Raw genomic sequence first — 26,834 nt, 5'->3', positions numbered from 1 at the left:
AGCGGCATGATTGCGCAAATGGACAGCGCTTGGCTTGACCGATGCGGACAAATTTCAGTTTCGTGTTCGTGGGAGACGCGGGCCGCGCAGTTGGGTGGGAGACTGGCCGAACCAGCGACGGCAACTGCGGGAGAAGACTGCCTGTTCCGCGAAGCCGAGTTTCTCGGAAATACCGCGAAAATCGAGATTGGTCTGTTGCAGGTAGTAGAGCGTCAAGTCTCGGCGCACGTCATCCTTGACCTCCTGAAAGCTGGTTCCCTCCTGATTCAGTCGCCTGCGCAGAGTGCGATGATGGATGCTCAATGCGCGCGCGACTTCGCTGGCGGCACAGTCGCCCTGGGTCAGCCTTCGCATGATGAGACCACGCACTTCCGTATGGAATGGTGCTCTCTGCCTGGGGAAATGCTTCTCGATATAGGCGACGAGGGCGCCGTGCACTTGTGCGTTCTGGCTTAGGATGGGGCTGGCAAGATCCCGATCGGAGAACGTGATGCCATCCGCAGGCTCGCCGAAAACCACATCGCAGCCGAAATACCGGCGATAATCTCCAACCGCGGATAAGGGTTCGTGCCGGAAATGAATGCGGCGGGCGCGGGCATAGCCGCCGGTCATATCCATCGCGCCCAGATGGCCGATCAGGAGGATCTGTTCGATCGCCTGGATACGTTCGCCGCTGATATCGAAAGCCAGTTCATGCCCGGCGAAAACGCTCCCTTCCGCCGAATTCTTGCGCAGCCACATGCGAGCGGCCCGGCTATGCGCATGAATGTGTTCGTTGGCGAAGTGCAGGGCGTCGCCGAACGTCCTGGAATTACGCATGGTGTTGCCCAGCGGCCCGAAGATCGCGCCATCGCGCTGCCGCAGCGCCAGCCGCATGCCGAAGTCCGGGCAGTCCAACAGCCTTGCGGCAATGGCCAGCAACCGGATAACCTGCGGATACGTCAGATCGGTGGTGTCGTCGCGGAAATCTTGCGAAGATATGCCGATCAAGGGAAGCATTTCGGCCTGATCGCCGCCCAAAGTCCGTACCAATTCCGTAAAATGGCACAGCAATGGAATGTTGAGCCTCATAAATTCCGCATCAGCGATCAATGACATCGAAACTGTACTCCGCTGACAGCGAAAGGCACGGGTAGCTGGGGTTTCGCCCGTCTCGTCCATCTGCTGCGATGGTCCAGAGTGGATCGCGTGGCCACATTGGTCAAGTCGCAGCTGCCGTTCTGCGGCATGAACACTTGCGGCAAGTCCTATCGGCACGGGTTCGGTTAGGCAGATAGAAAGCCGCCCGGAAAGGGTGTGCAGGAGAGGCAGATGGAGCAGATTTTACGCGAACTGATCGATCGCGATGCAATTCGCGCCTGCGTCACGCGGCTTGCCAGAGGCGAGGACCGGCGCAGCACGGAACTCATTCAGGCAAGCTGGTGGCCCGAGGCCCGCTTCGATTATGGCGTTCATAGCGGCGACTTCGAAACCTACCTTGCATGGGTGGTGCCGGGCGCCGATGCCATCAAGGACACGCAGCATCTGCTCGGCCAGACCCACATCGAACTGTCAGGGGATCGGGCCAAGGCTGAAACGCACGTCTTCTCCTACCATCGCGTCGACATGGGCGAGGGGGATCGCGATACCTGCATCGGCGGGCGCTATCTCGACAGTTTCGAGAAGCGCGGCCAGGAGTGGCGCATCATCGACCGTATCATGCTCTACGACTGGGAGCAGGATTGGGGGGTGGCAGCGGACTGGTCGAAGGGGGTGATGGGCTATCCCTTCGCAGCGGAGCATTTCCCTGGCCGTGCCAAGGGCGATCATTCCGAATACTGGTTCGCCGGAGAGCCCCGATGAGCGCGCCGCTTGCAGGCAAAGTCGCGCTGGTGACGGGTGCGAGCCGGGGGATCGGCAAGGGAATCGCTCTGGTACTCGCCGAGCAGGGCGCACGGGTCTACGTCACGGGTCGCACCGTGCGCGAAGGCGACTATTACCTTCCGGGAACGGTCGGCGGCACCGCGGCGGAATGCGACGAGCGTGGCAAGGCGAGCGGCGGCAGCGGTGTCGCCGTCGCCTGCGATCATGGCGACGACGCCGCGGTGGAAGCGCTCTTCGCGCGGATCGCCGTGGACGAGGGGCGTCTCGACATCCTCGTCAACAATGCGTTCACGCTTTCGGATGACCTGCTGGAACCGAAGGGTTTCTGGGAAAAGCCGCTTGCCAACCTCGAGATGTGGGACGTAGGCGTGAAATCCAACTACGTCGCCGCATGGCACGCGGCGAGGATCATGGCGCCGCAGAAGTCGGGCCTCATCATCGCGATCTCCGGTTTCGCGGCGGTAACCTACACTTATGGCGTAATCTTCGGCACCTCGAAATCTGCGGTGGACCGCATGGCGCGTGACATGGCTATCGAACTCGAACCCCATGGCGTCGCTTCGCTCACCTTGTGGCAGGGGCTGACCTTGACCGAAAAGGCCCGGGACAACCTCGCGAAGATGGGGGATAAGATGACCAGTTCCATCACGTCGATGCAGGGCAGTTCGGTCGAGCATCCCGGCCGCGTGGTTGCGGCGCTGGCGGCGGACCCGGAGATCATGAAGCGGTCGGGCGGAGAATACGTGACTGCCGAAATAGCCCGGGAATACGGGATCGCCGATGTGGACGGCAGCATCATCGCCTCCGCCCGCGCAACGCGGGGCTCGCCCATCTGGAAGCCGATCTCGGAGGTGAACTACCGTGGCAACTGACCGTCAGGTCCGCATCGATGCATTGCTCGACAAGCAGGACATCCGCGAATGTCTCGAGCGCTTCTCGCGCGGGATGGACCGTTTCGACCGTGAGATCTATCTCTCCGCCTTCTGGCCTGACGCGGAGATGGCCGCAGGGCCCTTCGTCGGCAGCGCAGCCGACTGCTGGGACTGGGCCATCCCGATGCATGAGGCCGGCCAGATCGCGACCCATCATGCGCTGCTGCAATCGAACATCGATCTCGATGGTGCGGTCGCGCACTCGGAGACGTACTACCAGTTCGTCGGGCGTAACCGCGACGAAAGTCTGTGGATCGCGGGGGGACGCTACATCGATCGGTTGGAGCGCCGCGACGGGGACTGGAAGATCGTGCTGCGCACCAATGTGATCGAGTGGGGCTGTCTGCCGCCGGCTCTGCCGATCCCGTTTGCCGACGTTCCCGACATCGCGGTCAACGGTGTCTCCTCGCGTAGCATTGCAGACCCGTCCTACCAGCGACCGCTCGTAAACCGGCGCGTGCCCGCCAATCCGGCGAAAGCGTGATGGAAACGCTGAAGGGACGGATCGCGCTGGTAACGGGGGCCAGTCGCGGTATCGGCAAAGGCATAGCCTGCGCGCTGGCTGAGCAGGGAGCGACCGTCTACGTCACCGCACGAACGCTCAGGCCGGGGGGGAATGCGCTTCCCGGGTCGTTGGAGGAAACCGTTGCCGAAGTGAACGCGCGCGGCGGGCGCGGCGTGGCGGTGGCGATGGACCTTCGCGACGATACCGCCATCGCCGATGTGTTCGAACAGATTGGGCGCGACGAGGGACGGCTCGACATTCTGGTCAACAACGCCATGTCCATCCCGGACAGCATGACCCTGCGCACCGGTTTCTGGGAAAAGCCGCTCGCCGACGAATGGGAGATCTGGGATACCGGCATGCGCGCGGCCTTTGTAGCGGCCTGGCACGCAGCGCGGATCATGGTGCCGCAAGGCTCCGGCCTGATCGTAGGCCTGTCCGGCTATGTAGGCGTCACTTATACTTACGATGTCGTCTTCGGTACGACGAAGACCGCAACCGATCGCATGATGCGCGATATGGGCCACGAACTGCAGGGAACCGGCGTCAGTGCCGTATCGCTCTGGCAAGGTTTTACATATACCGAACGGGCAACGCAGAACCTCAAGTCCGTGCCGGGCATGGCGAACCAGTTGAACAGCGCGGTGGGCTCCTCGCCCGAATTCCCGGGGCGCGTGATCGCGGCCTTGGCCCGGGATCCTGGGTTGCACGGGAAGTCGGGCGGAACCTATATCAATGCCGAACTCGCCGCCGAATATGGTCTGACCGACAGGGACGGGCGAACGATCCCGTCGCTGCGCGAAAGCCGTGGTGCTCCACTCTGGGCCGCAGGCTCGACATCATGAAGTGAGGCATGGGCCAGCCCGTCGGGCGGTTAATGCATGGGCCAAGCGTGACGAGAGCATCAGTGTGCCGGGGCTGAGAAGCCAGGAAGGTTCTCGCCGCAGGGTGCGAAGCGGTGTCGGCAGGGTATACTAAGACTTTTCAGAGTTGCCGGTCTTCGAGGCTATAATTTAGGACTTTGTTATAAAACGATCACGGCTCGCCGCCAAAGGGTCGTTCGGAAACAAGGTCGAGAGGAGTATCGATGGCTGAGGAATTTTGCTGGGATCGCGAGGCTGATGTCGTCGTTCTCGGTTCCGGCGGTGCGGCGATGACGGCGGCCATCACCGCGTACGATTTCGGCGCGAAGGACGTGGTGATCCTGGAGAAGACCGGGATGGTCGGCGGGACGACCGCGATGTCCGGCGGCATGCTGTGGGTTCCGGGTAATCCCTACCAGATCGAAGCCGGCATCGAGGATTCCGACGAAGACGTGGTGACGTACCTCGATACCCTTTGTCCCGGCGCGCTCGATCCCGATACCCTGATGGCCTTCATGGAGCAGGGCCCCGAGATGATCCGCTACTTCGCGGACAGGACGCCGGTGCGTTTCCATGTCTTCGCGGATTTTCCGGACTACCAGTCCTATGTCCCGGGCGCGAAGCCGGATGGCGGCCGTTCGCTGGACAACGAGGCGTTCTCGTTCGAGCGGCTCGGCAAGTGGGCAGGCCGCGTGAACCCCAGCAAGATGGCCTATCCGCTGCGCGGCAGCTTGATGGAAGCCATTACCGGCAGTCTGGACGAAGCGGCTCTCGCCGAGCGCGAGGCGCATGACTATCGCGGCCTCGGGCAAGCCCTGGCGGGATCGCTGTTCATGGCGGTGCTGGACCGCGACATCCCGGTCGAATTCGAAAAGCGCGCGCGCAAGCTGATCAAGGACGGCGGCCGGGTGATCGGGGTCGTCGCCGAGGATGCCAATGGCCGGGACTATCGCGTGCGCGCCCGTCGCGGCGTGGTCATCGCCACCGGCGGCTTCGAGTGGAACGAGGTGCTGGTGAAGACGTTTCTGCGCGGGCCGCTCACCGGCCCGGTCAGCGTGCCCGAGAATGAAGGCGACGGCCTGCTCATGGCGATCGAGGCCGGGGCTCAGCTGGGCAATATGCAGCATGCCTACTGGATGCAGAGCGCGCTGGAATTCAAGCCCCAGCACCGCGAGGCCAAGCCTAACTACATGCTCGGCTCCGACGAGCGCGCGCGTCCCGGCGCGATCCTCGTCAATCGTGCAGGCAAGCGCTTCGTGAACGAGGCGGCCAACTACAATGCACTGGGCAAGACCCTGCATGCCTTCGACGCAGGCACCCATGCCTATGCCAATCTGCCGTACTGGCTGATCATCGACCAGCGTTACCGCAGCAAGTACCAGACCTTCAACACGCCGCCGGGCGGCCCTGTCCCCTCCTACATGATGCAGGCGGACACGCTGGAGGAACTGGCCCAGATCGCCGGGATCGACCCGGCCGGGCTGGCCGCCACGGTGGAGCGCTTCAACGGCATGGTCCGCAAGGGGCACGACGACGACTTCAATCGCGGCGATGCCACCTACGACAACTTCTACATGTGGGGCGACACCGATTTCGAGGCGCCGTACCGCACGCTGGGGGCAATCGACCAGGGACCGTACTTCGCCGTGAAGATGGAGGCCGGCGCCCTGGGCACGGCGGGAGGGCCCAAGACCAACGCCGATGCGCAAGTCATCGACTGGAGCGGCAATCCTATTCCCGGGCTTTATGCGGCGGGCAATGCGATGGCGGCGGTGCTGGGTGAGGCTTATGGCGGCGCCGGCGGTACGCTCGGGCCGGGCATGACCTTCGGCTTCATCGCCGGCAAGCATCTCGGCGCCTATATTCCCAATCATTGACCTCATGGGCCGGCGCCGCCGTCAAAGCGCGCGCCGGCCTCAGGATCCCGGGACTTTCGGTCTGTAGCCCAGACGCAGCAGATGCTTACGCAGCATTTCGCGTTGACGTTTGGCAGGCCAGTCCGAACGTTGAATGGCAACCAGCGTCGCGATGCCGTTGATCGCGACCTGAATATCGGTCGCGACGTCTCTCGGATTCTCGGCCGGATCGAATTCGCCCCGCGACTGGGCTCTGGCGATCAGATCGATGAACACGTCGTTGCTGGAGGTGCTGCTTTCGGACCACTCCGTTTCGATGCCCTCGGTGTCGGGGGTCTGGCCCCAGAAGGCCAGCCAGCAGTGCCAGTCCTGCCAGCGCGCGCTGGTGGTGGGCAGCGCAAAGTCGAGGCATGCCAGAAGATCCTTGCCGTCCTTGCCGGCCTTTCTGATCCGGGCCAGTCCCCGCTGCCACGCGATCCGCTGGGTATAGGCGAGCATCTCGTGCTTGCTGCGAAAATAGTGGCATACGATGGTCGTGCTGTAGCCGCATTCCTCGGCCACGGCGCGGATGGTGACGGCTTCGGCGCCGCCTTTGAGCACAAGCCCGGATACGACCTTGGCGATCTCCCTGCGCCGCTGCTCGTGATCGACTATGCGCGGCATGGAAGCTGTTACCTTGATTTCCAGAGGACGTCGTGGCCGTCCACGCTACTTCCGCAAATCAGCGAAGCCAAGCCCCGAGGTCATTGACCGGCAGTCGATTTTATTTAGAACATAGTTATATAATATAGAACTCTTCGATCGACTTGCATCTCGAAGGGACCGGGATTCGGATCATGCCTGACCAACCATCGTTCCTGCCGCAATGCGGTGCCTCTCATGCCGAAGCCGGGCCGGCATCCGGCCGCCTTGCCGCCTTCGTATCGGAGATGGGGTCATTCAGGCTGAGCGTCATGGACAATCGTACCGGCCATCATTCCTCAGGCATGACTGCTCCCAAACGGTTGAACTGGGAAACCCACAAGGCCGGGGCATTGTCGTTGATTGCCCAGGCCCTCATCGTCGAGGACGACGTCTTCTGGGCGAACCCGTCGGGGATCGTGACCATGCGGCCCAACGAGGTGCTGGCGCGGCTGTGGAAGCGCACCGTGCTCGAACTCTCCGTTCCGGCGTTCATGGCGATTGCGGTGCGAGCCTCGCTCGGCCGGATCGGCGGGGTGATCCTGACGCCGCGTTCGTCATTCCGGACCGATCTTTCGGCGGAATATGCGGCATTCGGCAAGCAGTTCGCCTCGCTCGCGCGGGATTTCATGCTGGAGCACTTCGACGGCAGCCCGGAGATCAGGGACACCGCGCTGCCGGGAGTGCTGAGCCCGCGCGAGGTCCAGTGCATCCGGCTGATCGCGATGGGGCGGACCGACGACGAAATCGCCGACAGCATGACGATCGCGCGCACCACCGTGCGGTATCACTTCACGAACCTGTGCGAGAAACTGGGCGCCAGCAGCCGCGCCAACGCGGTCTACCGTGCCGCCACGCTGGGGCTGCTGCCCAGCGCGGCGTGAGGTGAGAAGGCCGGCGCGGCCTTGCGCCGGGCCTGTCCGTCAGAGGCTGATATCCATCGTCGCGATCATGCGCGAGGGATCCGGATCATGCGGCGGCTTGCCGTACCGGTGTGGACCTTGCGCGAATCCGGCGTGTTCCAGATGCCCTGGAAGAAGGCGTAGTCCTTCTGTTCGCGGATCACGCGGCCGCCCAGGATCATCGTCAGCTTGGGCGCGAACTTCCATTCCACCTGACCGAAGGCGGAATAGGAGTCGGTCTTGAGCCGCGCATCGACGCCGAGGTCCATCGGCGCGCCGGGCACCACGCTGCCGACCGGGAACTTCAGGCCGTTGAGCGAGTGGTTGTCGATGTGCAGGTAGAAGCCGCCCGCCACCCAGTTCAGGCTGTCGGTCGAGCCGTTGAGGCGCAGTTCCTGTGAATAGGTATTGGCATTCACGCCCGCATAGTTCGCCGCCTGATTGCCCGGTCCGGCATCCACATCGACGAACAGCAGCTTCTCGAAGTGCTTGTAGTCGGACACCGAAGTCAGGCTGACCGCGTCCGACAGGTCGAACTCGGCCGTCAGGTTCAAGCCTTGCGTCTTGACGTGGTTGTGATCCTTGAACGCGAAGTCGCTGGAGGTGGCGAAGTCCTTCCCGTCCGGGTCGATGTACCCGAAGAAGTCACCGCCTGCGACGGGACGGCCATAGCTGTCGCCGAAGACGCCGTTGTTGTCGGTGTCGGAGCCCATGTCCTGCCCGTTCGCGCCGATCGTCGCGCGGGTTTCGTCGGCGGCGGCATTGCGCACGTCGACCAGTTCGCCGTCGGCATTGAAGACGCCGATGGTGGACTTGCTCTGGTACGGCGCGGTGGACATGCGGCTGCGCGCGGCATTGCCCGAAAGCGTGAAGCGGGCGGTGTCGGTCGGCTCGAACAGCACCGTCAGGCGGCCCGCCAGCGTATCGTCGTCACCCAGGTTCGCGCCCGCTCCGGCGCCCGGCGATCCGCCGACCGCGCCTGACGGATAGCGGTTGCGCAACAGCGCGTCGCTTTTGTTCCACATCACCGCGCCGCGCACCGCCAGCGTGGTGGAGAGCGGCACGTTGAGCGCCGCCTCGCCGTGGAACATCATCGGCGAACCGACCGAATCGTAGATACCGCCCTTCACGTCGACGTAGCCGGTGGTCTCGGTCAGACTCGGCTTGGTGGTGACGAAGTGGACGAGGCCACCCGTCGCGTTGCGACCGAACAGCGTGCCCTGCGGCCCTTTCAGCACCTCGACGCGGTCGATGTCGAACGTGGCGAAGGTCTGCCCCTGCGCGACCGCGATGTAGCCTTCGTCGAGATAGACCGCGTTGGGCGCCTCGACGATGTCGTTGAAATCGTTCTGCGTCACGCCGCGAATGGTGAACTGGGTGTTCTGCCCGGCGATGTTGCCGCCGGTATGCACGCCCGGCGAGAATGCCGCGAGATCGCGGCTGTCGGTGACATTGAGCGTACGCAACTGCTCGCCCGAATAGGCGGTGATGGCGATGCCGACGTCTTGCAGCTTCTGCTCGCGCTTCTGCGCGGTGACGACGATTTCGCCGCCGAGCCCGCCGCTGTCCGCCTGCGCTTCCTGCGCCAGCGCCGGTTGCGAGACGCCGCATAGGGTCATTGCCGGGCCCGCGATCACCGCTTCGCTGAGAATTTCCTTGATGAAGCCTTCGGGCGCGACGACGGGGACGTGCCGGGCCGCCACTTCCTCGTCCGAGATGACCGCGCGGACGCCGCTGTAATGGTCGGTATGGCTATGCGTATAGATGACGCCGACGATCGGCTTCTGGCCGAGATGCTCGTAGACGAGCTGCATGCCGGTGAAGGCTTCCGCTTCGTAGCCGGGATCGACGATGATGTAGCCGGTGTCGCCGACGATCACCGTCATGTTGGAAATGCTGAAGCCCCGGATCTGGTAGATCCGTTCGGAGACCTTGAACAGCCCGTGCTTCTGCAGCAACTGGGCGTTGCGCCACAGGCTGGGGTTCACGGTCGCGGGGGCAGATTGGCCGAAGAACGCGTCGGTGTTCACGTCGCCCACCGCCTGGCCGTCGGGGCCGCGCAGCTTGCCGTCGGCGACCGTCGCGATGAAGCCGCGCTGGACGAGGTCGAAGTCCTCGCGATCGCTTGTCGGCAGGGTCTTGGCGAAGGCCTCGATGCGCTGCCTCGTGATCGTGTCGGCGGGTTTACCCCCCTCCGCTACAGCGCCCTGTGCAGGGCCATGTTCAGGCGCCGCCCCGGGCGCGGCTTCCTGAGACAGAACCGGAGCCGCGACCAGAGAGGCCGCCGCGATCGAGCACGCAAAAGCTATGCGAAAACGCATGATTTCCCCTAAACCAGAAAAGATGAGATGGCCGCCTGCCGTGAGCCGCGAATGCCCGCCCTCAAGTCGAACAGGACGATGAGACGGTGGCGAACCTGCCGACGTAGGCCCTGCCGACGCCAGCAATGCGTCGCACGAGGCTGGAACCGCATGAACGTGCAGCCTGACCCAAAGCGGTCCATGTATGAACAGTCGTCAGGATGCCCCCGTTTCCGGCGCACGTGGTCGCGGGTCACATGCAGCTCTCGCCTCCGGGGGCCCGGTCAGTCAGAGCATGTAGCGGGCTGATTCCCGCTGTGGTGCTGCGATATCAGCAGGCTCTCTACTCGAACAGTTGAGAAATGATCATGTGAGAATAGATTTTCTTCGCCGCGATCAACCTTGCCGTACTCCGCTGACCATCAGCGCGACACGCCATGCGCCGCCCCGGGCACATTATCTGCGGATGTGCCTGGACGTGAGGTCGTTCCCTCTGACTTCGCTCGAAGGTTAAGTCTGCCCGGAAAGAGAAAGGCGAGACTTAGAAAACTCGCTCACCGCGTGTCTGGCGCGCCGTCAAGGCGGCTATGCTCGTGTTGTCGAGAACCATCGACATTTGGTCGCGTACGTCCAGCATGAGATCGCGGATACGACAGGCGGCCTCATCCGGACAGTCCGCGCAAGCCTTGTAGTCGGTCCGACTGGTACACGCGATTGGGGCGAAGGAGCCTTCGAGTACGCGGATCACCTGGCCCACGCTGATCCGCTCCGCCGGGCGGGCCAGCACATAACCGCCACCCCGCCCCTTCTTGCCGGTGACGAAGCCGGCACGGCTCAGTTCCAGCAGGATGACGTCGAGGAACTTGCGAGGAATGGTGTTGGCGACGGCGATGTCGTTGGCCAGCAGCGGACCTTCCGCGCCGGTGAGATACATCAAGGCTTTGAGCCCGTATTTTGACTTGTTGGAAAGCATGGAACCCCGTCGACGCGGCGTTCCATAAAGCTCCGGGCGCGCAAGTGCAATTGCGGGGTTGGCCGCGCCGCTCAGGCGTTCCCGGACAGTTGATAGGCGATGACGAGATAGAGGCTGGCCGTCCCGCCGCCGAGATTGCGGTAGCTGTGCGGTACGTCGGCCTGGAACTGGACCCAGTCCCCGGTGCGCAGGCGGCGCGGCGGCTCCTTTCCGATCACGATCTCAACGTCGCCGTGGTGGATCGTCAGCGTTTCGAAAGTGCCGGGAGGATGCGCCTCGAACTGCTGGCAGGTTCCAGCCGCCATGTCGATGCCGTACAATTCGAAAGGCTTGCCGCACTGGAAGGGCGACAGCGCGCGGGAGACGTAGCCACCGTCCGGAGAAGCCAGCCGAGGCTCGTGCCCCGCCCGCGACAGTGCGAATTCAGGGGTATAGCCGTAGGCGACCAGCGAACCCGGCCGCACGTCGAGGGCATTGGCGATCTTCCACAGAAGATCGATGGTGGGTTGCCACTCGCCGTCGATGATCCGGCCGAGGCCATCGGCGTCCAGACCGGTGCGCGCGGCAAGAACATCGATGTCGAGTTCGCGACGCTGCATGTGATGGGCGATCCGGCGCCCGACCGGAACCGGGAGCGCCGCGGCTTCGCCGGGCACGGGAGACTTCTGCTGACGGGCACTCATCGGTCGCCTCCGGAAGGTTGTCGTGGCGCGGTAAGCGCCACGACAGAACAGCATATTGTCTATTCAGCAAGTAGACAATTAATCTTGGTCCCGTGCAAGCCTTGGTTCAGCGCACGCCGACCGCTTCCAGCGTGGCGCGCATCTGCGCCGGATAGCGCGAGCCGACCGTGGTGCCGATCGGGAAGGCTTCGTCCAGTTCGGTCAGCGTCGAGGCATCCAGGACAAGCTCGTTCGCGGCGAGGTTCGCTTCCAGATTGGCGATCCGCCGCGTGCCCGGGATCGGCACCACATCGCGGGCAAGCAGCCACGCGAGGCTGACTTGCGCCACGGTCACGCCAAGGCGCTGCGCGACGCCTTTGATGACGGTGAACCGGCGGCTGTTTACTTCCAGCGCATCGGCCTGGAAACGCGGATGCAGGTGGCGACGGTCGCTGTCCTCGGTCGGGCGGCTGCCGGCAAGGAATCCGCGGCCGAGCGGGCTGTAGGCGACGAAGGCGATGCCCAGTTCCCGCGTCGTCGCAAGGATGTCCTCCTCCACGGTGCGCTCCCAGATCGAATATTCGCTCTGCAGCGCGGCGATCGGATGCACCGCGTGGGCGCGCCGGATCACGTCGGAGGATGCTTCGGACAAGCCGATCGCACCGATTTTCCCCTCGTCCTTGAGGCGGACCAGTTCGCCCACGGTATCCTCGATCGGGACGAGCGGATCGACGCGGTGGAGGTAGTAAAGGTCGATGTGGTCGGTGCGCAGGCGCTTCAGGCTCTCTTCGATGCGGCGGCGGGCGTAGGCCGGCTCTGCGTTGACGTGGCGGCTTTCGGGATCGTCGCCGAAGCGCAGACCGAACTTGGTGGCCAGCACCACGTCGCCGCGCTTGCCCGCGAGAGCCCGGGCGACGAGTTCCTCGTTATGGCCCTGGCCATAGACGTTGGCGGTGTCGATCAGCGTCACGCCAAGATCCAGCGCACGGTGGATCGTGCGGATTGAATCCTCGTCCTCTGCCTGGCCATAGCTGTGCGACAGGCCCATGCAGCCGTAGCCCTGCTTGCCGATAGAGCTGCGGGAAAATGCAGTCATTGTCGTATCTCCTTGGGTACGCGGAAAACTCAGATTTCGTCGAATGACGCGTAATTGTGCCGGTGGAGGTCGGCGTAGAGCCCGCCGCGCTCCAGCAGTTCCTGCGGCGACCCCTGTTCGAGTATCGCGCCGTCCCTGAGGACGACGATGCGGTCAGCATCCTTCACCGTGGCCAGGCGATGGGCGATGAGGACGCTGGTGCGTCCGCGCATGAGGACGCGCAGCGCCTCCTGGATCTGTGCCTCGACGAAGCTGTCGATGCTGGCGGTGGCTTCATCGAGGATGAGCACGGCGGGGTCCGCCACCAGCGCACGCGCGAAGCTGATAAGCTGGCGCTGGCCGACCGAGATGTTCTGCCCCCGCTGGTCGAGCATCGTCGCATAGCCGTCGGGCAGCGTCTCGATGAAGTCGTGCGCCCGTACGGCTTTCGCCGCGCGCACGATGTTCTCGTGACTGACGTTCGGGGTCGTGAAGCGGATGTTCTCCTCGATGGTGCCGGTGAACAGGAACGGTTCCTGCAGCACCATGACCACCTTGCGCGCGATGGATTGCTGACGGACGTGGCGCACGTCCTGCCCGCCGATCACGACGGCACCCTGCCATACGTCGTAGAGACGGCAGATGAGCGCGGCGATGCTGCTCTTGCCCGAGCCTGTCGGACCGACCAGCGCGACCACTTCGTGCGGGGCGATGTCGAGCGAGAAGTCCGTGAGGATCGGTTGCCCGGCGCGGTAGCCGAAGGTGACGTGGCGCAGCGAAATCGACGGCACCTTCGCTTCCAGCGGGGGTGCGAAGCGTTGCTCCGATATCTCCACCGGTACGTCGAGCACTTCGAAGATGCGGTGTGCCGCCGTCGTGGCGCGCTGGGCGGCGGTGTATTGCTGGGCCAGCGTGCGTACCGGCTCGAAGAAGCGCTGGACGTAAAAGATGAAGGCTACCATCACGCCGATGTCGGTCCCTCCGCCGAGTGCCAACCAGGCACCGCCCAGTGCGACGATGGCGATGGCGATCCCGGTCAGGGTATCGATCGTAGGCACCATGATCTGCGCCGTCCACGCGGCGGCGACTTGCGCGTCCCGGTTGTCGGTGGCCTTGCGGTCGAAGTCGGCGAGGTTGATAACCTCGCGCCGCGCGGCTTGCACCACGCGGACACCGTTTATGTTTTCCGCCAGCGCGCCGTTTACGATCGACGATGAATCGCGCGCGGCGGTGAACACGATCCGCGCCCGCGGCAGCCACAGCGCCCTGACGCCCAGCAGCACCGGAACAAGCAGCAGCGTCAGAAGTGCCAGTCGCCACTCCAGCGCGAAAAGAACGCCGACGATGCCGACCAGCAACGCCATGTCACCGACTGCAGGCACCGAAGTCTCGAAGAACTCCTGCAGTGCGTTCACGTCACCCTGAAGGCGTGACATGATGCGGCCGACGTGACTGCGATCCATGAAGCCTTGCGAGACGCGTTGAAGATGTTCGAACATCGCCCGGCGCAAGTCGAATATGATGCGCTGCGCTAGCCGGGCGGCGGCGACATCGGACCAGTAGTTCGCAAGGCTGTTGAGTACGATCACCGCTGCGAAGGCGACGACGATGTACGATAGGGCCCAGCTTCCCATCTGCCCCGTAAGGCTGTCCACGGCCGCCTTGATCAGTAGCGGGATGGCCAGTTGCGCACCGACGAAGAGGAGGATCGCCGCCAACGCAGCCAGCGCGAGGCGGCGATGCGGGCGGACGAAAGGGCCAAGTCGCTCCATGACGCCCGAGGTGATCGGCACGAACATCTCGTCGCGCTCCTCGCGCGGGGAGATCCGGTCGGGATCGTTGGCGGTGATCGCGTTCATGCGTCGATCTCCTCGCGGTTACGGTCACTTCCCGTCTCTGGGGCGCTGGTCTGGAGGGCATGCAGGGTCGCATAATAGCCACCAGCACTGAGTAGTTGTGCGTGGGTGCCGAACTCCACGATGCGCCCTTCGTCCAGCACGATGATCTCGTCCGCGTGCATGAGCGAGGACAAGCGGTGGGATATGATGACTGTCGCCTTGTGTCCGGTCGCTGCGCGCAGGGCGCGGCGCAGGCGATGCTCGGTCGCGGCATCGACGGCGGAAGTGGAATCGTCGAAGATCAGCACGGCGGCGTCGGGCAGGAGCCCGCGCGCGATCGCCGCGCGTTGACGCTGTCCGCCCGAGAGACGCGATCCGCGCTCGCCGATGCCGGTGCGATATCCGGCGGGCAGGCCTTCGACATGGTCGTGAAGCTGAGCGGTCCTCGAGGCCGCGCGCACGTCGGTGCGGCGGCTTTCGGGTTCGGCGTAGGCGATGTTGCGTTCCACGCTGTCGTCGAACAGGAACACGTCCTGTGCCACCAGGGCGACGGCGGTGCGCAGCGATTCCAGTGTAACCGCGCGCACGTCCTGTCCATCGACGAGAACCCGGCCTTCCTGCGGATCGTAGAACCGCGCGGCGAGGTGGGCGAGGGTGGTCTTGCCGGCTCCGGCCGGGCCGACGACGCCAAGGGTGCGTCCCGGCCCGACCGTGAAGCTTACGCCGCGCAGGGCCCAGGGGGCATCGTCGGCATAGCGGAACGACACGTTATCGAAGCGCAGTTCGCCATGGCCGCGGGCCAGCGCCTTTGTGCCGGGCGCGTCGGCGATGATGGGCTCCCGGTCGAGGATCTCGAACAGGCGCGCGCCGGATGAAACCGCGCGGGCGGCGGCGTTCATGATCATGCTGGTCTGGCGCACCGGCATCTGCAGGATGGTCATGAAGGCCAGGAACTCGGCAAGCTGGCCGATGGTGATGGCGCCCGCCGCAATGCGATGGGAACCCAGCCACAGTACCAGCAGCATCGCCGCGTAGTACGCGCCGTTGATCTGCGCCATCGACCGCGCCCGGATGCGGATGCGCTGGTTTGCGTGGGCCAGCGCCGCGTCTCCCGCCCGGTCGAACGCCGCCATCTGGTGCGCGCGGGCAGGAAAGGCCCGCACCACGCGCGCGCCCTGCAGGTTCTCTTCCATGACAAGCGTGAGAACCGCCATGCGCTCCTGCAGCCGCGTCCAGGCGAGGCGCAGTCGCAGGCCCATTCGTCCTGCGAGGAGCGCGACCAGTGGCAGGAACAGCAGCGTCACCGAGGCAAGCACCGGATCGCGGTCGAACAGCAGCCAGCCGCCGACGCCTGCCAGCAGGACGAGTTGCACGATCCGTTGCAGCCCGAGTTCGAGGAACCCGCGCACACCCTCCAGATCGAGCATCCCGCGCGTGATGAGGTCGCCCGAGTGGATGCGGTCATGAAATGCGAAGTCAAGGCGCTGGAGCTTCTCGAAGAACGCGAGGCGCAAGTCCCGGCCCACGCTCTGCCCGACGACTTCGGCGTTGTAGCCTGCGGTCATCTGCAGGATGCCCCGCAAGGCGCTGGCGCCGACCAGCAGGGCGGCGGTCCCGGCGACGGGCGCGAGGGCTGCGGCGCCTGCACCATGACGGCCGACGATCGCGACCGTCTGGTCCACCGCGCGGCCGAGCAGGCGCGGCAGGGCAAGGTTGGCGAGCGCCGCGCCCAGGCAGGCGCTCATCGCGACAGTGAAGCGCCAGCGGTAGTGCAGGGTCTGCGCCACGACCCGCTTCAGGATCGCGGGTGCACGCACCTTGTCGATCCCGAGCGCGCTGATTGCCTCGCCGGCTGACCAGTCCTGCGCCTGCTCCTTCTTCACTGCCGATCCTGCCCCTGCTGCATCGAGTCATGGCAGTGATAGGATCGGATTATTCGCTTTGTAAAGGCGCGCAGCCTGTCTGTTGGTACAGGTAGGGGATCATAAAAATAACTATAAAACAATCATATATTGGGGGATTGCGATCGGATTTACCGGCTGAATTAGATTCTCTATCAAATCAGTAAGGAATGATTTATTGATCTTGTGAGTAGGGATATGGCCCTTTGGGTGTGGCCGCAGACCCCACGACCGGATGCAGGCAAAGACCAGTTCCCAGGGGGGCAGTTTGCTTATGTCGTTCAAGTTTCCATCCGGTTTTCGCAGATTAGAAGTCACCGGCAGATTTACCCATGCCGTGTCCGCCCTTGCCCTTACGGCCGCCTTGGCAGGCGCTGCCCATGCGGAGGAAGTGCCGGTGGCTGCTGCCGACGCTGCCGATCCGGCCAGCACCATTGTCGTCACCGGCACCAGCACGATCGATACTGCCCGCAAGCAGATTTCCGAGATTCCCGGCGGCGCCGGCATCGTCGACCAGACCGAGGTGGAGAAGGGCCGCGTCCTGACCAACCAGGACGTGCTGGCATTCCAGCCGGGCGTCTTCGCCCAGTCGGCCGGCGGCGCCGATGGCCTGAAGATCTCGATCCGCGGCTCCGCCGTCAATCGCGGCACCAACTTCTTCCGAACCGGCATCCTGTTCCAGTTCGACGGATTGCCCGTCACCGGCCCGGGCGGCACGCCTTACGAACTGTTCGAGCCGCTCGGGCTAAAGTACACCGAGGTGCTGCGCGGCGCGAACGGGTTCGATCAGGGGTCTTCGTACCTTGGCGGTGCGATCAACTATGTCACCAAGACGGGCCGCGATGACGCCAGGCTGCTTGAGGCACGGGTCGAGGGCGGCTCGTTCGGTTACCAGAAGGGCCAGCTTGCCAGCGGCGGGCAATACGGCAACGTCGATTACTACGTCAGCGCCACCTACTCGCACCGCGAAGGGTTCCAGCGGCAGTCCGAAGGGCGCAGCTTCGGCGTGCTGGGCAACATCGGCATCCAGCTGACACCGGATATCGAGACGCGCTTCTATGTCCGTTATCGCGAGACGTCGAACGAGACGCCCGGTTCGCTGACCCGCGCCGAGATCAGCAACAATCCGACCACGGCCGAACCGGCCAACGTCGCGCGCAACGCGAAGCGCATCCAGCCCGGTTCCTGGTGGATCGCGAACAAGACGACCTTCACGCTGGGCGACGATTCCGACCTGTCGGTCGGCTTCGTCTACCACGATTATCCCATCGACATCCGAACGCAGAACATCGCCAAGTGGGGTTACACGACGCTGAGCGGCGTCGTCGACTACACCCGCACCGATACGCTGTTCGGTCGCGACAGCGTGACGCGGATCGGCCTGCTTACGTCCGACAACGTCAGGGCATGGCAGAAGACCTACAACCGCTATACCGTGGACCCCGCGAACGGCGGGGCGCACGTATCGGGGACGACGGCCGGCACGCTGCTGCGCACGGCCCATTACGACGGTGCCGACCGCAACCTGCACGTCAACAACACGTCGGAGCCGCTGCCGGGCCTGAAGCTGACGCTGGGCGGCGCGCTGCTGAACATCTACCGCGCCACGCATGTCGTCTATCCGGCGACTTACGAGACGGCAGTGGGATCCGGTATCTTCCTGCCGACCGAGCCCTACAGCCGCAATAGCTGGGACTATACCGTGCGTTCGGGCCTCCAATACGCGGTGACGCCGGAGATCCAGCTTTACGGTAACTTCAGCCGGTCGGTGGAGCCTGCGAACGACTGGTCGCATCTCAGCACGGCGGCGGGCACTTTCATCAGCGGCCCGGCGATCACGCAGGCCGTGCGCGGCCTTGCGCTCAAGGACCAAACCGCCTGGACCGGGGAGATCGGTGCGCGCGGTACGTCGCCGATCTTCGGCAACTGGGAAATCAGCGCCTACCGCGCCTGGGTGAAAAACGAGCTGCTTTCGGTGGTCATCCAGCAGACCCCGGTGCTCATCACCGCCGAATCCAACGCCAGCCCGACGATCCACCAGGGCATCGAGGCAGGCTTCGAGACGACGCTGTGGCGCGCATCCCGCGATCCGGGCACGAACATCTCCACCCGGCATGCCTACACTTATAGTGATTTCCACTTCCGCGACGATGCGCAGTGGGACAAGAACACGCTGCCCAGCCTGCCGCCGCACTTCTACCAGGGTGAGTTGAGCTTCAATCATTCCTCGGGCTTCTACATCTCGGGAGATGTGCAGGCGTCGAGCGCCTATTACGTGGACTACGCGAATAGCTTCAAGACGCGCAGCTACGTGATCTTCGGCGGGACGCTGGGCTATGCGCCCAAGGATGCGGACTGGAGCGCGTTCATCGACTTCCGCAACATCGGCGACAAGGGCTACGTAGCGGCCGTAGCGCCGGTCTACAACGCGGCGGGCCTCGATGGTCGCCGCTCGAACCCGGGTGACGGGTTCTCCATCATCGGCGGCATTTCCGTGAAGCTGGGCCGATGATCGTGGGCGGCGCATCCCGCATCATCCTGACGGGCGCTCTTGCCGGCGCCATTGCGGGATGCGCCGCGCCGCCTCGGGCGGCACACCAGGATGCCGGATCCGCGCTATCGCAGGGTGACTACCGGGAAACCGGCCACCCTGCGGAACCGGGGCAGCGCGACGGCATCCTGCGTGTCTCGGCGGCGGCCGACACGGGCACGCTCGACCTTCATTCGATTTCGCACGGCAACGCCCAGTGGCTGGGACGGCTGATCTTCGACAATCTCGTCTATCTCGACGACAAGGGCCTCCCGACCCCGTGGCTGGCGCAGAGCTGGGACGTATCGCCGGACGGCAGGACTTACACCTTCCATCTGCGCAAGGGCGTTACGTTCAGCGACGGTGCACCGTTCGATGCCGAGGCGGTGCGCCTGAACCTTGAGCACATGCGCGACCCGGCAACGAAGTCGCCGCTCGCCGCTGCCTATATCGCTCCGTACGAAAGCGGCCGGGTGATCGATCGCTACACCTTCGAGGCCACGCTGCGCGCGCCTTACGCGCCGTTCCTCAACGTGCTGGCGCAAAGCTGGCTTGCGATGATCTCGCCCAAGCAGATACGCGAAGCGCCGAAGACCATCGCCTCGAACCCGATCGGTTCCGGCCCCTTCGTGGTCGAGAGCTATCGCCGCCAGCAGGGCATCCGCCTCGTGCGCCGGGCGCATTACGATTGGGCTCCGGATTTCATCGGTCATGCCGGGCCTGCCTATGTCGCGCGGATCGACGTGGATTTCGTACCTGAAGGGCTGGTCCGATATACCGCGCTGGCATCCGGGCAATACGACCTCACCATGGATGCGCCGCCGCAGAATGCCGCTGCGATCCGGGCGGACAGCAGCCTTGTGCTCGACAACCGGGTGCGGACGGGGATCACCTCGCGCGCGGTGAACTTCAACGTCGATCGCGCCCCGTTCGATGACATTCGCGTACGGCAGGCGCTGGCCTTCGGCGTGGGGCGCACAGGTATCGCCAAGGCCAACGGCTTTGGAGAATTCCGCACCAAGACGGATTTCCTTGCATCGAATACCGCAGATTACGATGCCGGTGCGGCGGGTTTGCTGCGGCAGGATATCACGCACGCCGGACGCCTGCTGGATGAAGCAGGCTGGACCGGCCGCGATGCCGAAGGATATCGGACCAAGGCGGGCCAGCGGTTGGGGGCGGATATCCTCGTTACCGAATCCGGGACGCTCAGTTCCGTGATCGTCGCGCTTCAGGCCGATGCGCGCGCGGTCGGCTTCGATTTCCGGATCGTCCAGCTGACCTTGCCGATGCTGACCAAGCGGCGGATGGCGAACGACTATCAGGCGCTTGCCGGCGGCGTATGGCACACCAACACGCCCGATGCGCTCTACATCAATTATCAGGGCGGAGAAGTCGCCTCGAAGAAGCGGATCGGGCAGAACGTGTCGCGCCTGCGCGATCCGCAGATCGACGCCTGGCTGGAAGACGCGCGCGAGAGCCAGGATCCGGCAGAGCGCCGCCGTCTCTATGCTCTCGCGCAGAGGCGGCTGGTCTGGCTCGCGCCCGGCATTCCGCTTTACGAGAACCACACGATCACCGCTCACCGCCGCGCGGTCCATGGCATTCTCTATGACACTTCGCACAACACCCCGGTCCTGACGGGCGCCTGGGTGGAAGGTCGCACATGAGGCGCGCCGTCTTTCTAGGCGCGCTGCTGCTGGCGGGCTGTGCGCGTTCTGCCACGCCGCAGGCCGACTTCGCCCAGACGCCATCCCGCCACGCCTTCACTTACGACCGCAGCAATTACGTGGAGACCGAAAGCGGTCGTCCCGGCGGCACCTTGCGCGTCTCGGTCGCCAGCGACACCGGGACGCTCGACCTCCAGACCATCGCCGCGACCAACCCGAAGTGGCTGGGACGGCTGATATCCGATAACCTCGTCTACCTCGACGACAAGGGGAACATCACGCCCTGGCTGGCGAAAAGCTGGGATATCTCGCCGGACGGCAAGACGTACACTTTCCATCTGCGCCGCGATGTGACCTTCAGCGACGGCACGCCCTTCGATGCCGAAGCCGTGCGCGCCAACCTCGACCGCGTTCGCGATCCCAAGACGCGCGCGGCGATGACCACCGCCTACATCGCGCCCTACAGGAGCGGGCGCGTGGTCGATCGCTACACGTTCGAGGCGCAGCTTTCCGAACCTTACACGCCATTCCTGAACGTCCTTGCCCAGAGCTGGCTCGGCATGCTTTCGCCCGCCGTGCTGAAGAAATCGCCTGCCGAGATCGCCAGCCATCCGATCGGTTCCGGCCCCTACGTGGTGGCCAGTTATCGGCGGCAGGAGGGCATCGCCTTCACCAAGCGCCGCGATTATGCATGGGCACCCGATTTCCTGCGGCACAAGGGCCCTGCCTATATCGACCGGATCGAGGTGGGCTTCGTACCCGAAGCGTTGATCCGCTACGTGTCGCTGGCTTCGGGCCAGTACCAGCTCACCATCGACGCGCCGCCGCAGAATGCGCGGGAAATCCGGGCCAATCCGGAGCTGGTCCTCGGCAACCGCGTCAACCTCGGCAATCCCACGCGGGCGATCACTTTCAACGTATCGCGCGCGCCGTTCGACGATACCGCCGTGCGCCAGGCCTTCGCCCTCGCGATCGACCGCACCGGGATCGCGCGGATGAGCGGCTTCGGCGAGTTCGCGCCGACGCAGGCTTTCCTGTCCGCCAACACGCCCTACGCCGATCTCGACGCGAAGACAGGGGGACCGGATCTCGAGCGGGCCGGGCGGCTGCTGGACCGTGCCGGATGGACGGGCCGCGATGAAGACGGTTACCGCACGCGCGGCGCCCAGCGGCTGGAGGCGACAGTGCTCCTGACCGAGACGGCGATGCTGAGCCCCGTCGTCGTCGCCCTGCAGGCCGACGTGAAGCGGATCGGCTTCAAGCTCGACATAGAACAAGTGACGACGCCGCAACTGACCGACCGGCGCAAGCGCAACGCCTATCAGGCGCTTGGTCCCGGCTACTGGCACACCAATACGCCGGACGGGCTCTTTATCGTCTACCACGGCAAGCAGATCAGCACGCCGGCCTTCATAGGCCAGAACACGACGATGCTGCACGATGCGCGACTGGATGCGCTGCTTTCGGCAGCGCGTGCGAACCGCGATCCAGCAGAACTGGCTCGGCTCTATGCCGCTGCGCAGGAACGGCTGGTCACCCTTATGCCTGCGGTGCCGCTCTACGAGAACCATACGCTCATCGCTTACCGCCGCTCGCTGCGCGGCATGGTCTACGACACGTCCCACAACATGCCGTTCCTGACGACGGCCTGGCTCGCGGAGAGCAGCTCATGAACTTGCCCCGTTTCCTTGCCGGCCGCCTGTTCACCGGCGCCATCGTGCTGTGGGGGGCGGCGACGCTGACCTTCATCATGATGCACCTGACGAGCGGGGATACCGCCATCGCCATCCTCGGCGGCCCGGACGCCATGCCCACGGCGGAACAGATCGCGGCTGTCCGAGCCGAGTACGGCCTCGATCGCCCGTTCCTCATCCAGTACGGCGACTGGCTATGGCGGTTGCTGCATGGCGATCTCGGCCAGTCCTATCGCCTGCGCATACCCGTGAGCGAGGCGATCGGCGACCAGATCTGGCCGACCCTGCAACTGGGCCTCACATCCGCGGTGCTTGCGTTCGTTCTTGCGATCGCATCGGCCACGCTGACCGTGCGCCGAAAGCGAGGCTGGATCGGCAAGCTGGCCTCGGTCAGTGAACTGGTGCTGGTCGCCATGCCGGTCTTCGTCATCGGCATCGCGCTGCTGCTCGTCTTCGCGTTCTATTTCCCCGTGCTGCCGGTCGCGAACGCGCCGGGGCTGGCGGGACTGGTGCTTCCGGCGCTGACGCTGGCCCTGCCGATGGCCGCGACGCTGGCGCAGGTGCTGCGGCAGGAGCTGGAAGACGTCCTCGAGCAGCCTTTCATCCTTACCGCCCGCGCGCGGGGCCTTTCAGACCTCGGCACCCGCTTCGGCCATGCCCTGCGCCATGCCCTGATGCCGATCATCACGCTGGCCGGCTTTTTCCTGGCAGTGCTGATCGCGGGTGCGGCGATCACGGAATCGCTGTTTTCCCGCCCCGGCGTCGGCCGTCTGCTGGTGGATGCCTCGAACACCACCGACGTTCCCGTGGTCATCGGCATCACCATCGTCAGTGCCCTTTTCTACGTCATCGCCAGCATCGCCGTCGATCTTGTCGGCGCGATCGTCGACCCGCGCACGGTCGCCCGCTGATCCCTTACGAACTCCCGCAAGAACAGGTGAAGCCCATGAGTGTCGTCGAATTGCGCAAGCCCGAAGTCAGGACCGCTCCGTCCACCGAACCGCCCGTTTGGGAAGACCTTGCCGCCCGCTTCCGGCCGATCTTCGCGCGCATCGCGCAAGGCGCCGTCGCGCGCGAGATCGAGCGCCGCCTGCCGCACGAGGAAGTGAACTGGCTGCGCGAGGCCGGCTTCGGCGCGATCCGCATCCCCGACGCCGAGGGCGGCAGCGGGGCGACCATCGCCCAGTTGTTCCGCCTGCTGGTGGAACTGGGCGAGGCAGATTCCAACCTCGTCCAGATCCTGCGCGCGCACTTCGCCTTCGTGGAAATCCGCCTCAACGACGACGAGCAGCCGGAGGTCCGTCGAACCTGGTTCGAACGCATCGTCGCAGGAGACCTCGTCGGGGCAGCCATGGCGGAGCGGACCAGCGCCACCGAAACCACGCTCGAACTCGTGCAGGAGGGCGATCACTACCGGCTGAACGGGCGCAAGTACTACTGCACCGGCACTCTTTACGCCGACTGGGTTTCCGCCGCCGCAAAGGACGGTGAGGCGCGCGTCAGCGTCCTCGTTCCGACCGATGCCGAAGGCGTCACGCGGATCGACGACTGGGACGGTTTCGGCCAGCGCCTGACCGGGAGCGGATCCACGGTGTTCGAGAACGTGCGCGTAGAGGAAGCGCAGATACTGCGCCGCTTCAACCCGGGCGAGTTCCGTGCCGACAGCTACATCACCGCCTTCTACCAGCAGTTCCACCTTTCCGCGCTGACCGGCATCGCCCGCGCCGTGAAACGGGACGCCATCGCCTTCGTCCAGGCCAAGACGCGTACTTTCGGCGTTCCCGGCAACAGCGATCCCCGCAATGACCCGCTCGTTCAGCGCGTCGTCGGCAAGATCGCCAGCCATGTCTTCGCCGCCGAGGCCATCGTCGAAAGCGTCTCCGCCGCGCTCGACGCCGCTTACGCGAGTTATCTCGCGGGTGAGCCGGACGACGACCTGTTCCTGGAGGCGGACCGCCGTGCCTATCAGGGCCAGCAGGTGCTGGTCCATTCGGTGCCGGAAATCGCCGCGCTGCTTTTCGAGGTCGGGGGATCGTCCGCGACGCAGGAAAGTCGCCGTCTGGATCGGCACTGGCGCAACGCCCGCACCCTCGGCTCGCACAATCCCGCCATCCTGCGCGAGAAGGTGCTGGGCGACCATTTTCTCAACGGTACCGATTTCCGCAAGCAATGGGCCGAGCAGTGGAACCCGGCCAAGCCGGAAGAAGCCGACGCTGAGGCTGCCTCCGAAACAATCGCCGTCGGCGCGGCGTGAGCGGGAGACGTGTCATGAGCAAGTCGCCACGGCAGATGAGCATCGGCATGAACATCCTTGGCCATGGCGGTCACGCCGCCGCATGGCGCCTGGGTGAAGTCGATCCCCGCGCCTGCATGGACGTGGGCTATTACCAGAACATCGCGCGCATCTCGGAGCGAGGCACGCTCGATGCAATCTTCCTTGCCGATGGGCCGGCACTTGGGGGTGATGTCGAAAGCCAGCCCGCCGGGCGACTGGAACCAACCGTCCTGCTGACCGCCGTGGCGCTGGCGACCACGCATATCGGCGTGATCGCGACCTGCTCCAGCTCGTACAACAGCCCGTTCAACCTTGCGCGGCGGTTGCAGTCGATGGACCACATCAGCGGCGGGCGTGCGGCCTGGAACGTCGTCACCAATGCAGGCGACGCCGCAGCGCAGAACTTCGGACTGGCAGGCGCTCCCATCCATGCCGATCGCTATGGCCGCGCGGACGAGTTCGTCGATGTCGTCTTCAAGCTGTGGGACAGCTGGGAGGACGACGCCATTGTCGCAGACCGCGAGAATGGCCGTTTCGCCGATCCCGCCAAGGTCCACCGGATCGACCATGAAGGTGCGCACTTTCGCGTAAGCGGGCCTCTGAACGTATCGCGTTCGCCGCAGGGCCGCCCCGTCGTGGTACAGGCAGGCTCGTCCGAAGGCGGCAAGGCGCTCGGCTCGCGCTGGGCGGATGCGATCTTCACCACGCAGACGACGCTTCCGGACGGCATCGCCTTCTACGACGAGATGAAGGCGCGCGCGCGGGGCTGGGGCCGCAATCCCGAGCATCTCAAGATCATGCCCGGTCTTTCCACCGTGATCGGCAGCACCGAGGAGGAAGCGCAGCGCCGCTGCGACGCGCTCGATGCCTTCCAGGGTGAAAGCGGCCTTGCCAGCCAGATCGCCCAGCGCATCGGCCTGCCGGTGTCCGACCTCGATCTCGATGCCCCGCTGCCGTTCGAGAAGCTGGGCAACGTGGTCGATTACGAGCGCGGCTCGCACGGCTTCTTCGAGGCGCAGGTGAACCTTGCCCGGCGCGAGAACCTGACGGTGCGCCAGCTTTCCCGCCGCATCCGCAGCGGCCACCGGCTCGTCGTGGGCAGTCCGGAGCAGGTGGCCGATACGCTGGAGGAATGGTTCCGCGCAGGTGCGGCGGACGGCTTCAACCTGATGCCGGACATGTTCCCCTCGGGCGCCGAATTCTTCGTCGACGAGGTCGTGCCGATACTGCGCAAACGCGGCCTGTTCCGCCACGAATATACCGGGACCACGCTGCGCCACCATCTCGGCCTGCCGCACCCGGACAATCGTTACGCCAGCCCCAAGCGCGAAGCAGCGCTCGCATCCTGACCGCACCGGAAGGAGAACGACCATGACGCCTCCCGCAGCTACCGCCGCTCTCGCTCCTGCCTATTTCACGCCGGATGGCACGACCATCTGGCTGCCGTCTCGCACCGAGCCAACCGCGCCGGACGCAGCGGGGCTGGTCCAGCGGCTGAAAGCGGTTCGTCCCTCGCTTGCCCTGGCGGCAGTTTTCACCGCGTTGCTCGTGGTCGCCGCTCTGGCGCCCGGCCTGCTGACTTCGGTGGACCCGCAGGCAGCCGATGCGAACCTCGCTTTCCTGCCTCCTGACGCACAGCACTGGCTGGGGACGGATGAGAACGGCCGCGATGTCCTGGCGCGCCTGATCCACGGCACCGGGGCTTCGCTCGGCCTCGGGGTCGCGGCGATGGCGATTTCGCTGGGGATCGGGATCGTCGTGGGCCTCGCCGGCGGGCTCGGTGGCAAGGTGTCGGACTCCGCGTCGATGCGCTTTGCCGATGTCATGGCGGCGATACCCAGCATCCTCTTCGCGCTGCTCGTCATCACGCTCTGGGGACAGAGCACGACCAACGTGATCGTCGCGATCGGCATCGCCACGATGCCGCGCTACGCCCGGTTGGTGCGCACGACCACGCGCACGATCCGGAATGCGCCTTTCGTGGAGGCCGCGACCACGCTCGGCCTGCGCCGTGCGACGATCGTGTGGCGGCATATCCTGCCCAATGCGGTGAAACCCGCGCTGCTGCTGGCGGTGATCGGCATCGGCGACAAGATCGCCTTCGCCGCGGCGCTGAGCTTCCTCGGCTTCGGTGCGCCGCCGCCTGCGCCGGAATGGGGCGCGATGCTGGCGGTGGGACGCAACTTCGTGTCCGTTGCGCCCTGGCTTGTCGCGACGCCTGCGATCGTCGTGACGCTTACGGTTCTGGCCGTTTCCACCATCGGACGCGAGGTCATCCGGCGCGGGGAGGGCAAGACGGCATGAATGCCCTTAC

At 64.9% G+C, this 26,834-nt stretch carries 21 protein-coding genes; 13 read left to right on the top strand and 8 right to left on the bottom strand.

Going from position 1 to position 26,834, the window contains the following annotated elements:
* Positions 1-54: 54 nt before the first annotated feature.
* Positions 55-1,098: an AraC family transcriptional regulator gene (locus V2S85_RS14840; RefSeq protein ID WP_330703618.1), complete on the bottom strand. Its 1,044-nt coding sequence runs from the start codon at positions 1,096-1,098 to the stop codon at positions 55-57.
* Between the two features lie 213 nt (positions 1,099-1,311).
* Here V2S85_RS14840 and V2S85_RS14835 point away from each other — a divergent pair, with 213 nt between their 5' ends.
* The 5 genes from V2S85_RS14835 to V2S85_RS14815 all read left to right on the top strand — a co-directional run bounded on the left by V2S85_RS14835 (position 1,312) and on the right by V2S85_RS14815 (position 6,040).
* Entirely contained in the window at positions 1,312-1,842 is a 531-nt protein-coding gene (locus V2S85_RS14835) for a nuclear transport factor 2 family protein (protein WP_330703617.1), read from the top strand.
* Entirely contained in the window at positions 1,839-2,735 is an 897-nt protein-coding gene (locus tag V2S85_RS14830) for an SDR family NAD(P)-dependent oxidoreductase (RefSeq protein ID WP_330703616.1), read from the top strand. The genes V2S85_RS14835 and V2S85_RS14830 overlap by 4 nt, the downstream gene beginning before the upstream one ends.
* Positions 2,725-3,279, top strand: coding sequence for a nuclear transport factor 2 family protein (locus V2S85_RS14825; RefSeq protein ID WP_330703615.1), 555 nt, complete (start codon positions 2,725-2,727; stop codon positions 3,277-3,279). Before V2S85_RS14830 ends, V2S85_RS14825 begins: the two co-directional genes overlap by 11 nt.
* Entirely contained in the window at positions 3,279-4,145 is an 867-nt protein-coding gene (locus V2S85_RS14820) for an SDR family NAD(P)-dependent oxidoreductase (protein WP_330703614.1), read from the top strand. Before V2S85_RS14825 ends, V2S85_RS14820 begins: the two co-directional genes overlap by 1 nt.
* Positions 4,146-4,387: 242 nt before the next feature.
* Positions 4,388-6,040, top strand: coding sequence for an FAD-binding protein (locus V2S85_RS14815; protein ID WP_330703613.1), 1,653 nt, complete (start codon positions 4,388-4,390; stop codon positions 6,038-6,040).
* 39 nt (positions 6,041-6,079) lie between these two features.
* Here V2S85_RS14815 and V2S85_RS14810 read toward each other — a convergent pair whose 3' ends face one another.
* Positions 6,080-6,682, bottom strand: a complete 603-nt coding sequence (locus V2S85_RS14810) for a TetR/AcrR family transcriptional regulator (RefSeq protein WP_330703612.1) — start codon at positions 6,680-6,682, stop codon at positions 6,080-6,082.
* Between the two features lie 173 nt (positions 6,683-6,855).
* Here V2S85_RS14810 and V2S85_RS14805 point away from each other — a divergent pair, with 173 nt between their 5' ends.
* Positions 6,856-7,584, top strand: coding sequence for a helix-turn-helix transcriptional regulator (locus V2S85_RS14805; protein WP_330703611.1), 729 nt, complete (start codon positions 6,856-6,858; stop codon positions 7,582-7,584).
* 65 nt (positions 7,585-7,649) lie between these two features.
* Here V2S85_RS14805 and V2S85_RS14800 read toward each other — a convergent pair whose 3' ends face one another.
* From V2S85_RS14800 to V2S85_RS14775, 6 genes are all read right to left on the bottom strand, one after another.
* The gene (locus V2S85_RS14800) at positions 7,650-9,923 is read right to left on the bottom strand and encodes a TonB-dependent receptor domain-containing protein (RefSeq protein WP_330703610.1); all 2,274 of its coding nucleotides are present in this window, start codon (positions 9,921-9,923) and stop codon (positions 7,650-7,652) included.
* Between the two features lie 520 nt (positions 9,924-10,443).
* The gene (locus tag V2S85_RS14795; protein ID WP_330703609.1) at positions 10,444-10,875 is read right to left on the bottom strand and encodes an Rrf2 family transcriptional regulator; all 432 of its coding nucleotides are present in this window, start codon (positions 10,873-10,875) and stop codon (positions 10,444-10,446) included.
* A gap of 71 nt (positions 10,876-10,946) precedes the next feature.
* Entirely contained in the window at positions 10,947-11,558 is a 612-nt protein-coding gene (locus V2S85_RS14790; RefSeq protein WP_330703608.1) for an XRE family transcriptional regulator, read from the bottom strand.
* Between the two features lie 106 nt (positions 11,559-11,664).
* Positions 11,665-12,633: an aldo/keto reductase gene (locus V2S85_RS14785; protein WP_330703607.1), complete on the bottom strand. Its 969-nt coding sequence runs from the start codon at positions 12,631-12,633 to the stop codon at positions 11,665-11,667.
* Positions 12,634-12,662: 29 nt separating this feature from the next.
* Entirely contained in the window at positions 12,663-14,471 is a 1,809-nt protein-coding gene (locus V2S85_RS14780) for an ABC transporter ATP-binding protein (RefSeq protein ID WP_330703606.1), read from the bottom strand.
* Positions 14,468-16,333: an ABC transporter ATP-binding protein gene (locus V2S85_RS14775; RefSeq protein ID WP_330703605.1), complete on the bottom strand. Its 1,866-nt coding sequence runs from the start codon at positions 16,331-16,333 to the stop codon at positions 14,468-14,470. The genes V2S85_RS14780 and V2S85_RS14775 overlap by 4 nt, the downstream gene beginning before the upstream one ends.
* Before the next feature lie 415 nt (positions 16,334-16,748).
* Between V2S85_RS14775 and V2S85_RS14770 the strand changes: the two genes are divergently transcribed.
* The 7 genes from V2S85_RS14770 to V2S85_RS14740 are packed head-to-tail and all read left to right on the top strand — an operon-like array spanning position 16,749 to position 26,824.
* Positions 16,749-18,863: a TonB-dependent receptor family protein gene (locus V2S85_RS14770; RefSeq protein ID WP_330703604.1), complete on the top strand. Its 2,115-nt coding sequence runs from the start codon at positions 16,749-16,751 to the stop codon at positions 18,861-18,863.
* Positions 18,860-20,551: an ABC transporter substrate-binding protein gene (locus V2S85_RS14765; protein ID WP_330703603.1), complete on the top strand. Its 1,692-nt coding sequence runs from the start codon at positions 18,860-18,862 to the stop codon at positions 20,549-20,551. Before V2S85_RS14770 ends, V2S85_RS14765 begins: the two co-directional genes overlap by 4 nt.
* On the top strand, positions 20,548-22,224 hold the full coding sequence (locus tag V2S85_RS14760; protein ID WP_330703602.1) for an ABC transporter substrate-binding protein: 1,677 nt from the start codon (positions 20,548-20,550) through the stop codon (positions 22,222-22,224). The genes V2S85_RS14765 and V2S85_RS14760 overlap by 4 nt, the downstream gene beginning before the upstream one ends.
* The gene (locus tag V2S85_RS14755; protein WP_330703601.1) at positions 22,221-23,156 is read left to right on the top strand and encodes an ABC transporter permease; all 936 of its coding nucleotides are present in this window, start codon (positions 22,221-22,223) and stop codon (positions 23,154-23,156) included. Before V2S85_RS14760 ends, V2S85_RS14755 begins: the two co-directional genes overlap by 4 nt.
* Positions 23,157-23,191: 35 nt before the next feature.
* A complete protein-coding gene (locus V2S85_RS14750) occupies positions 23,192-24,499 on the top strand; it encodes an acyl-CoA dehydrogenase family protein (protein WP_330703600.1) in 1,308 nt (435 codons plus the stop codon).
* A gap of 14 nt (positions 24,500-24,513) precedes the next feature.
* On the top strand, positions 24,514-25,869 hold the full coding sequence (locus V2S85_RS14745) for an LLM class flavin-dependent oxidoreductase (RefSeq protein WP_330703599.1): 1,356 nt from the start codon (positions 24,514-24,516) through the stop codon (positions 25,867-25,869).
* Positions 25,870-25,891: 22 nt separating this feature from the next.
* A complete protein-coding gene (locus V2S85_RS14740) occupies positions 25,892-26,824 on the top strand; it encodes an ABC transporter permease (RefSeq protein ID WP_330703598.1) in 933 nt (310 codons plus the stop codon).
* The last annotated feature ends 10 nt before the right edge of the window (positions 26,825-26,834 follow it).

This window comes from Novosphingobium resinovorum (assembly GCF_036352595.1).
In the GTDB taxonomy this organism is placed as follows: Bacteria; Pseudomonadota; Alphaproteobacteria; order Sphingomonadales; family Sphingomonadaceae; genus Novosphingobium; species Novosphingobium resinovorum_B.
This window is presented reverse-complemented; position numbering and strand designations above follow the sequence as displayed.

Bases quoted from the DNA above. Each gene is read 5' to 3' on its own strand.
- V2S85_RS14840 (WP_330703618.1), bottom strand. From the start codon at position 1,098: ATGTCATTGATCGCTGATGCGGAATTTATGAGGCTCAACATTCCATTG.
- V2S85_RS14835 (WP_330703617.1), top strand. From the start codon at position 1,312: ATGGAGCAGATTTTACGCGAACTGATCGATCGCGATGCAATTCGCGCC.
- V2S85_RS14830 (WP_330703616.1), top strand. From the start codon at position 1,839: ATGAGCGCGCCGCTTGCAGGCAAAGTCGCGCTGGTGACGGGTGCGAGC.
- V2S85_RS14820 (WP_330703614.1), top strand. From the start codon at position 3,279: ATGGAAACGCTGAAGGGACGGATCGCGCTGGTAACGGGGGCCAGTCGC.
- V2S85_RS14815 (WP_330703613.1), top strand. From the start codon at position 4,388: ATGGCTGAGGAATTTTGCTGGGATCGCGAGGCTGATGTCGTCGTTCTC.
- V2S85_RS14810 (WP_330703612.1), bottom strand. From the start codon at position 6,682: ATGCCGCGCATAGTCGATCACGAGCAGCGGCGCAGGGAGATCGCCAAG.
- V2S85_RS14805 (WP_330703611.1), top strand. From the start codon at position 6,856: ATGCCTGACCAACCATCGTTCCTGCCGCAATGCGGTGCCTCTCATGCC.
- V2S85_RS14800 (WP_330703610.1), bottom strand. From the start codon at position 9,923: ATGCGTTTTCGCATAGCTTTTGCGTGCTCGATCGCGGCGGCCTCTCTG.
- V2S85_RS14795 (WP_330703609.1), bottom strand. From the start codon at position 10,875: ATGCTTTCCAACAAGTCAAAATACGGGCTCAAAGCCTTGATGTATCTC.
- V2S85_RS14790 (WP_330703608.1), bottom strand. From the start codon at position 11,558: ATGAGTGCCCGTCAGCAGAAGTCTCCCGTGCCCGGCGAAGCCGCGGCG.
- V2S85_RS14785 (WP_330703607.1), bottom strand. From the start codon at position 12,633: ATGACTGCATTTTCCCGCAGCTCTATCGGCAAGCAGGGCTACGGCTGC.
- V2S85_RS14780 (WP_330703606.1), bottom strand. From the start codon at position 14,471: ATGAACGCGATCACCGCCAACGATCCCGACCGGATCTCCCCGCGCGAG.
- V2S85_RS14765 (WP_330703603.1), top strand. From the start codon at position 18,860: ATGATCGTGGGCGGCGCATCCCGCATCATCCTGACGGGCGCTCTTGCC.
- V2S85_RS14760 (WP_330703602.1), top strand. From the start codon at position 20,548: ATGAGGCGCGCCGTCTTTCTAGGCGCGCTGCTGCTGGCGGGCTGTGCG.
- V2S85_RS14755 (WP_330703601.1), top strand. From the start codon at position 22,221: ATGAACTTGCCCCGTTTCCTTGCCGGCCGCCTGTTCACCGGCGCCATC.
- V2S85_RS14750 (WP_330703600.1), top strand. From the start codon at position 23,192: ATGAGTGTCGTCGAATTGCGCAAGCCCGAAGTCAGGACCGCTCCGTCC.
- V2S85_RS14745 (WP_330703599.1), top strand. From the start codon at position 24,514: ATGAGCAAGTCGCCACGGCAGATGAGCATCGGCATGAACATCCTTGGC.
- V2S85_RS14740 (WP_330703598.1), top strand. From the start codon at position 25,892: ATGACGCCTCCCGCAGCTACCGCCGCTCTCGCTCCTGCCTATTTCACG.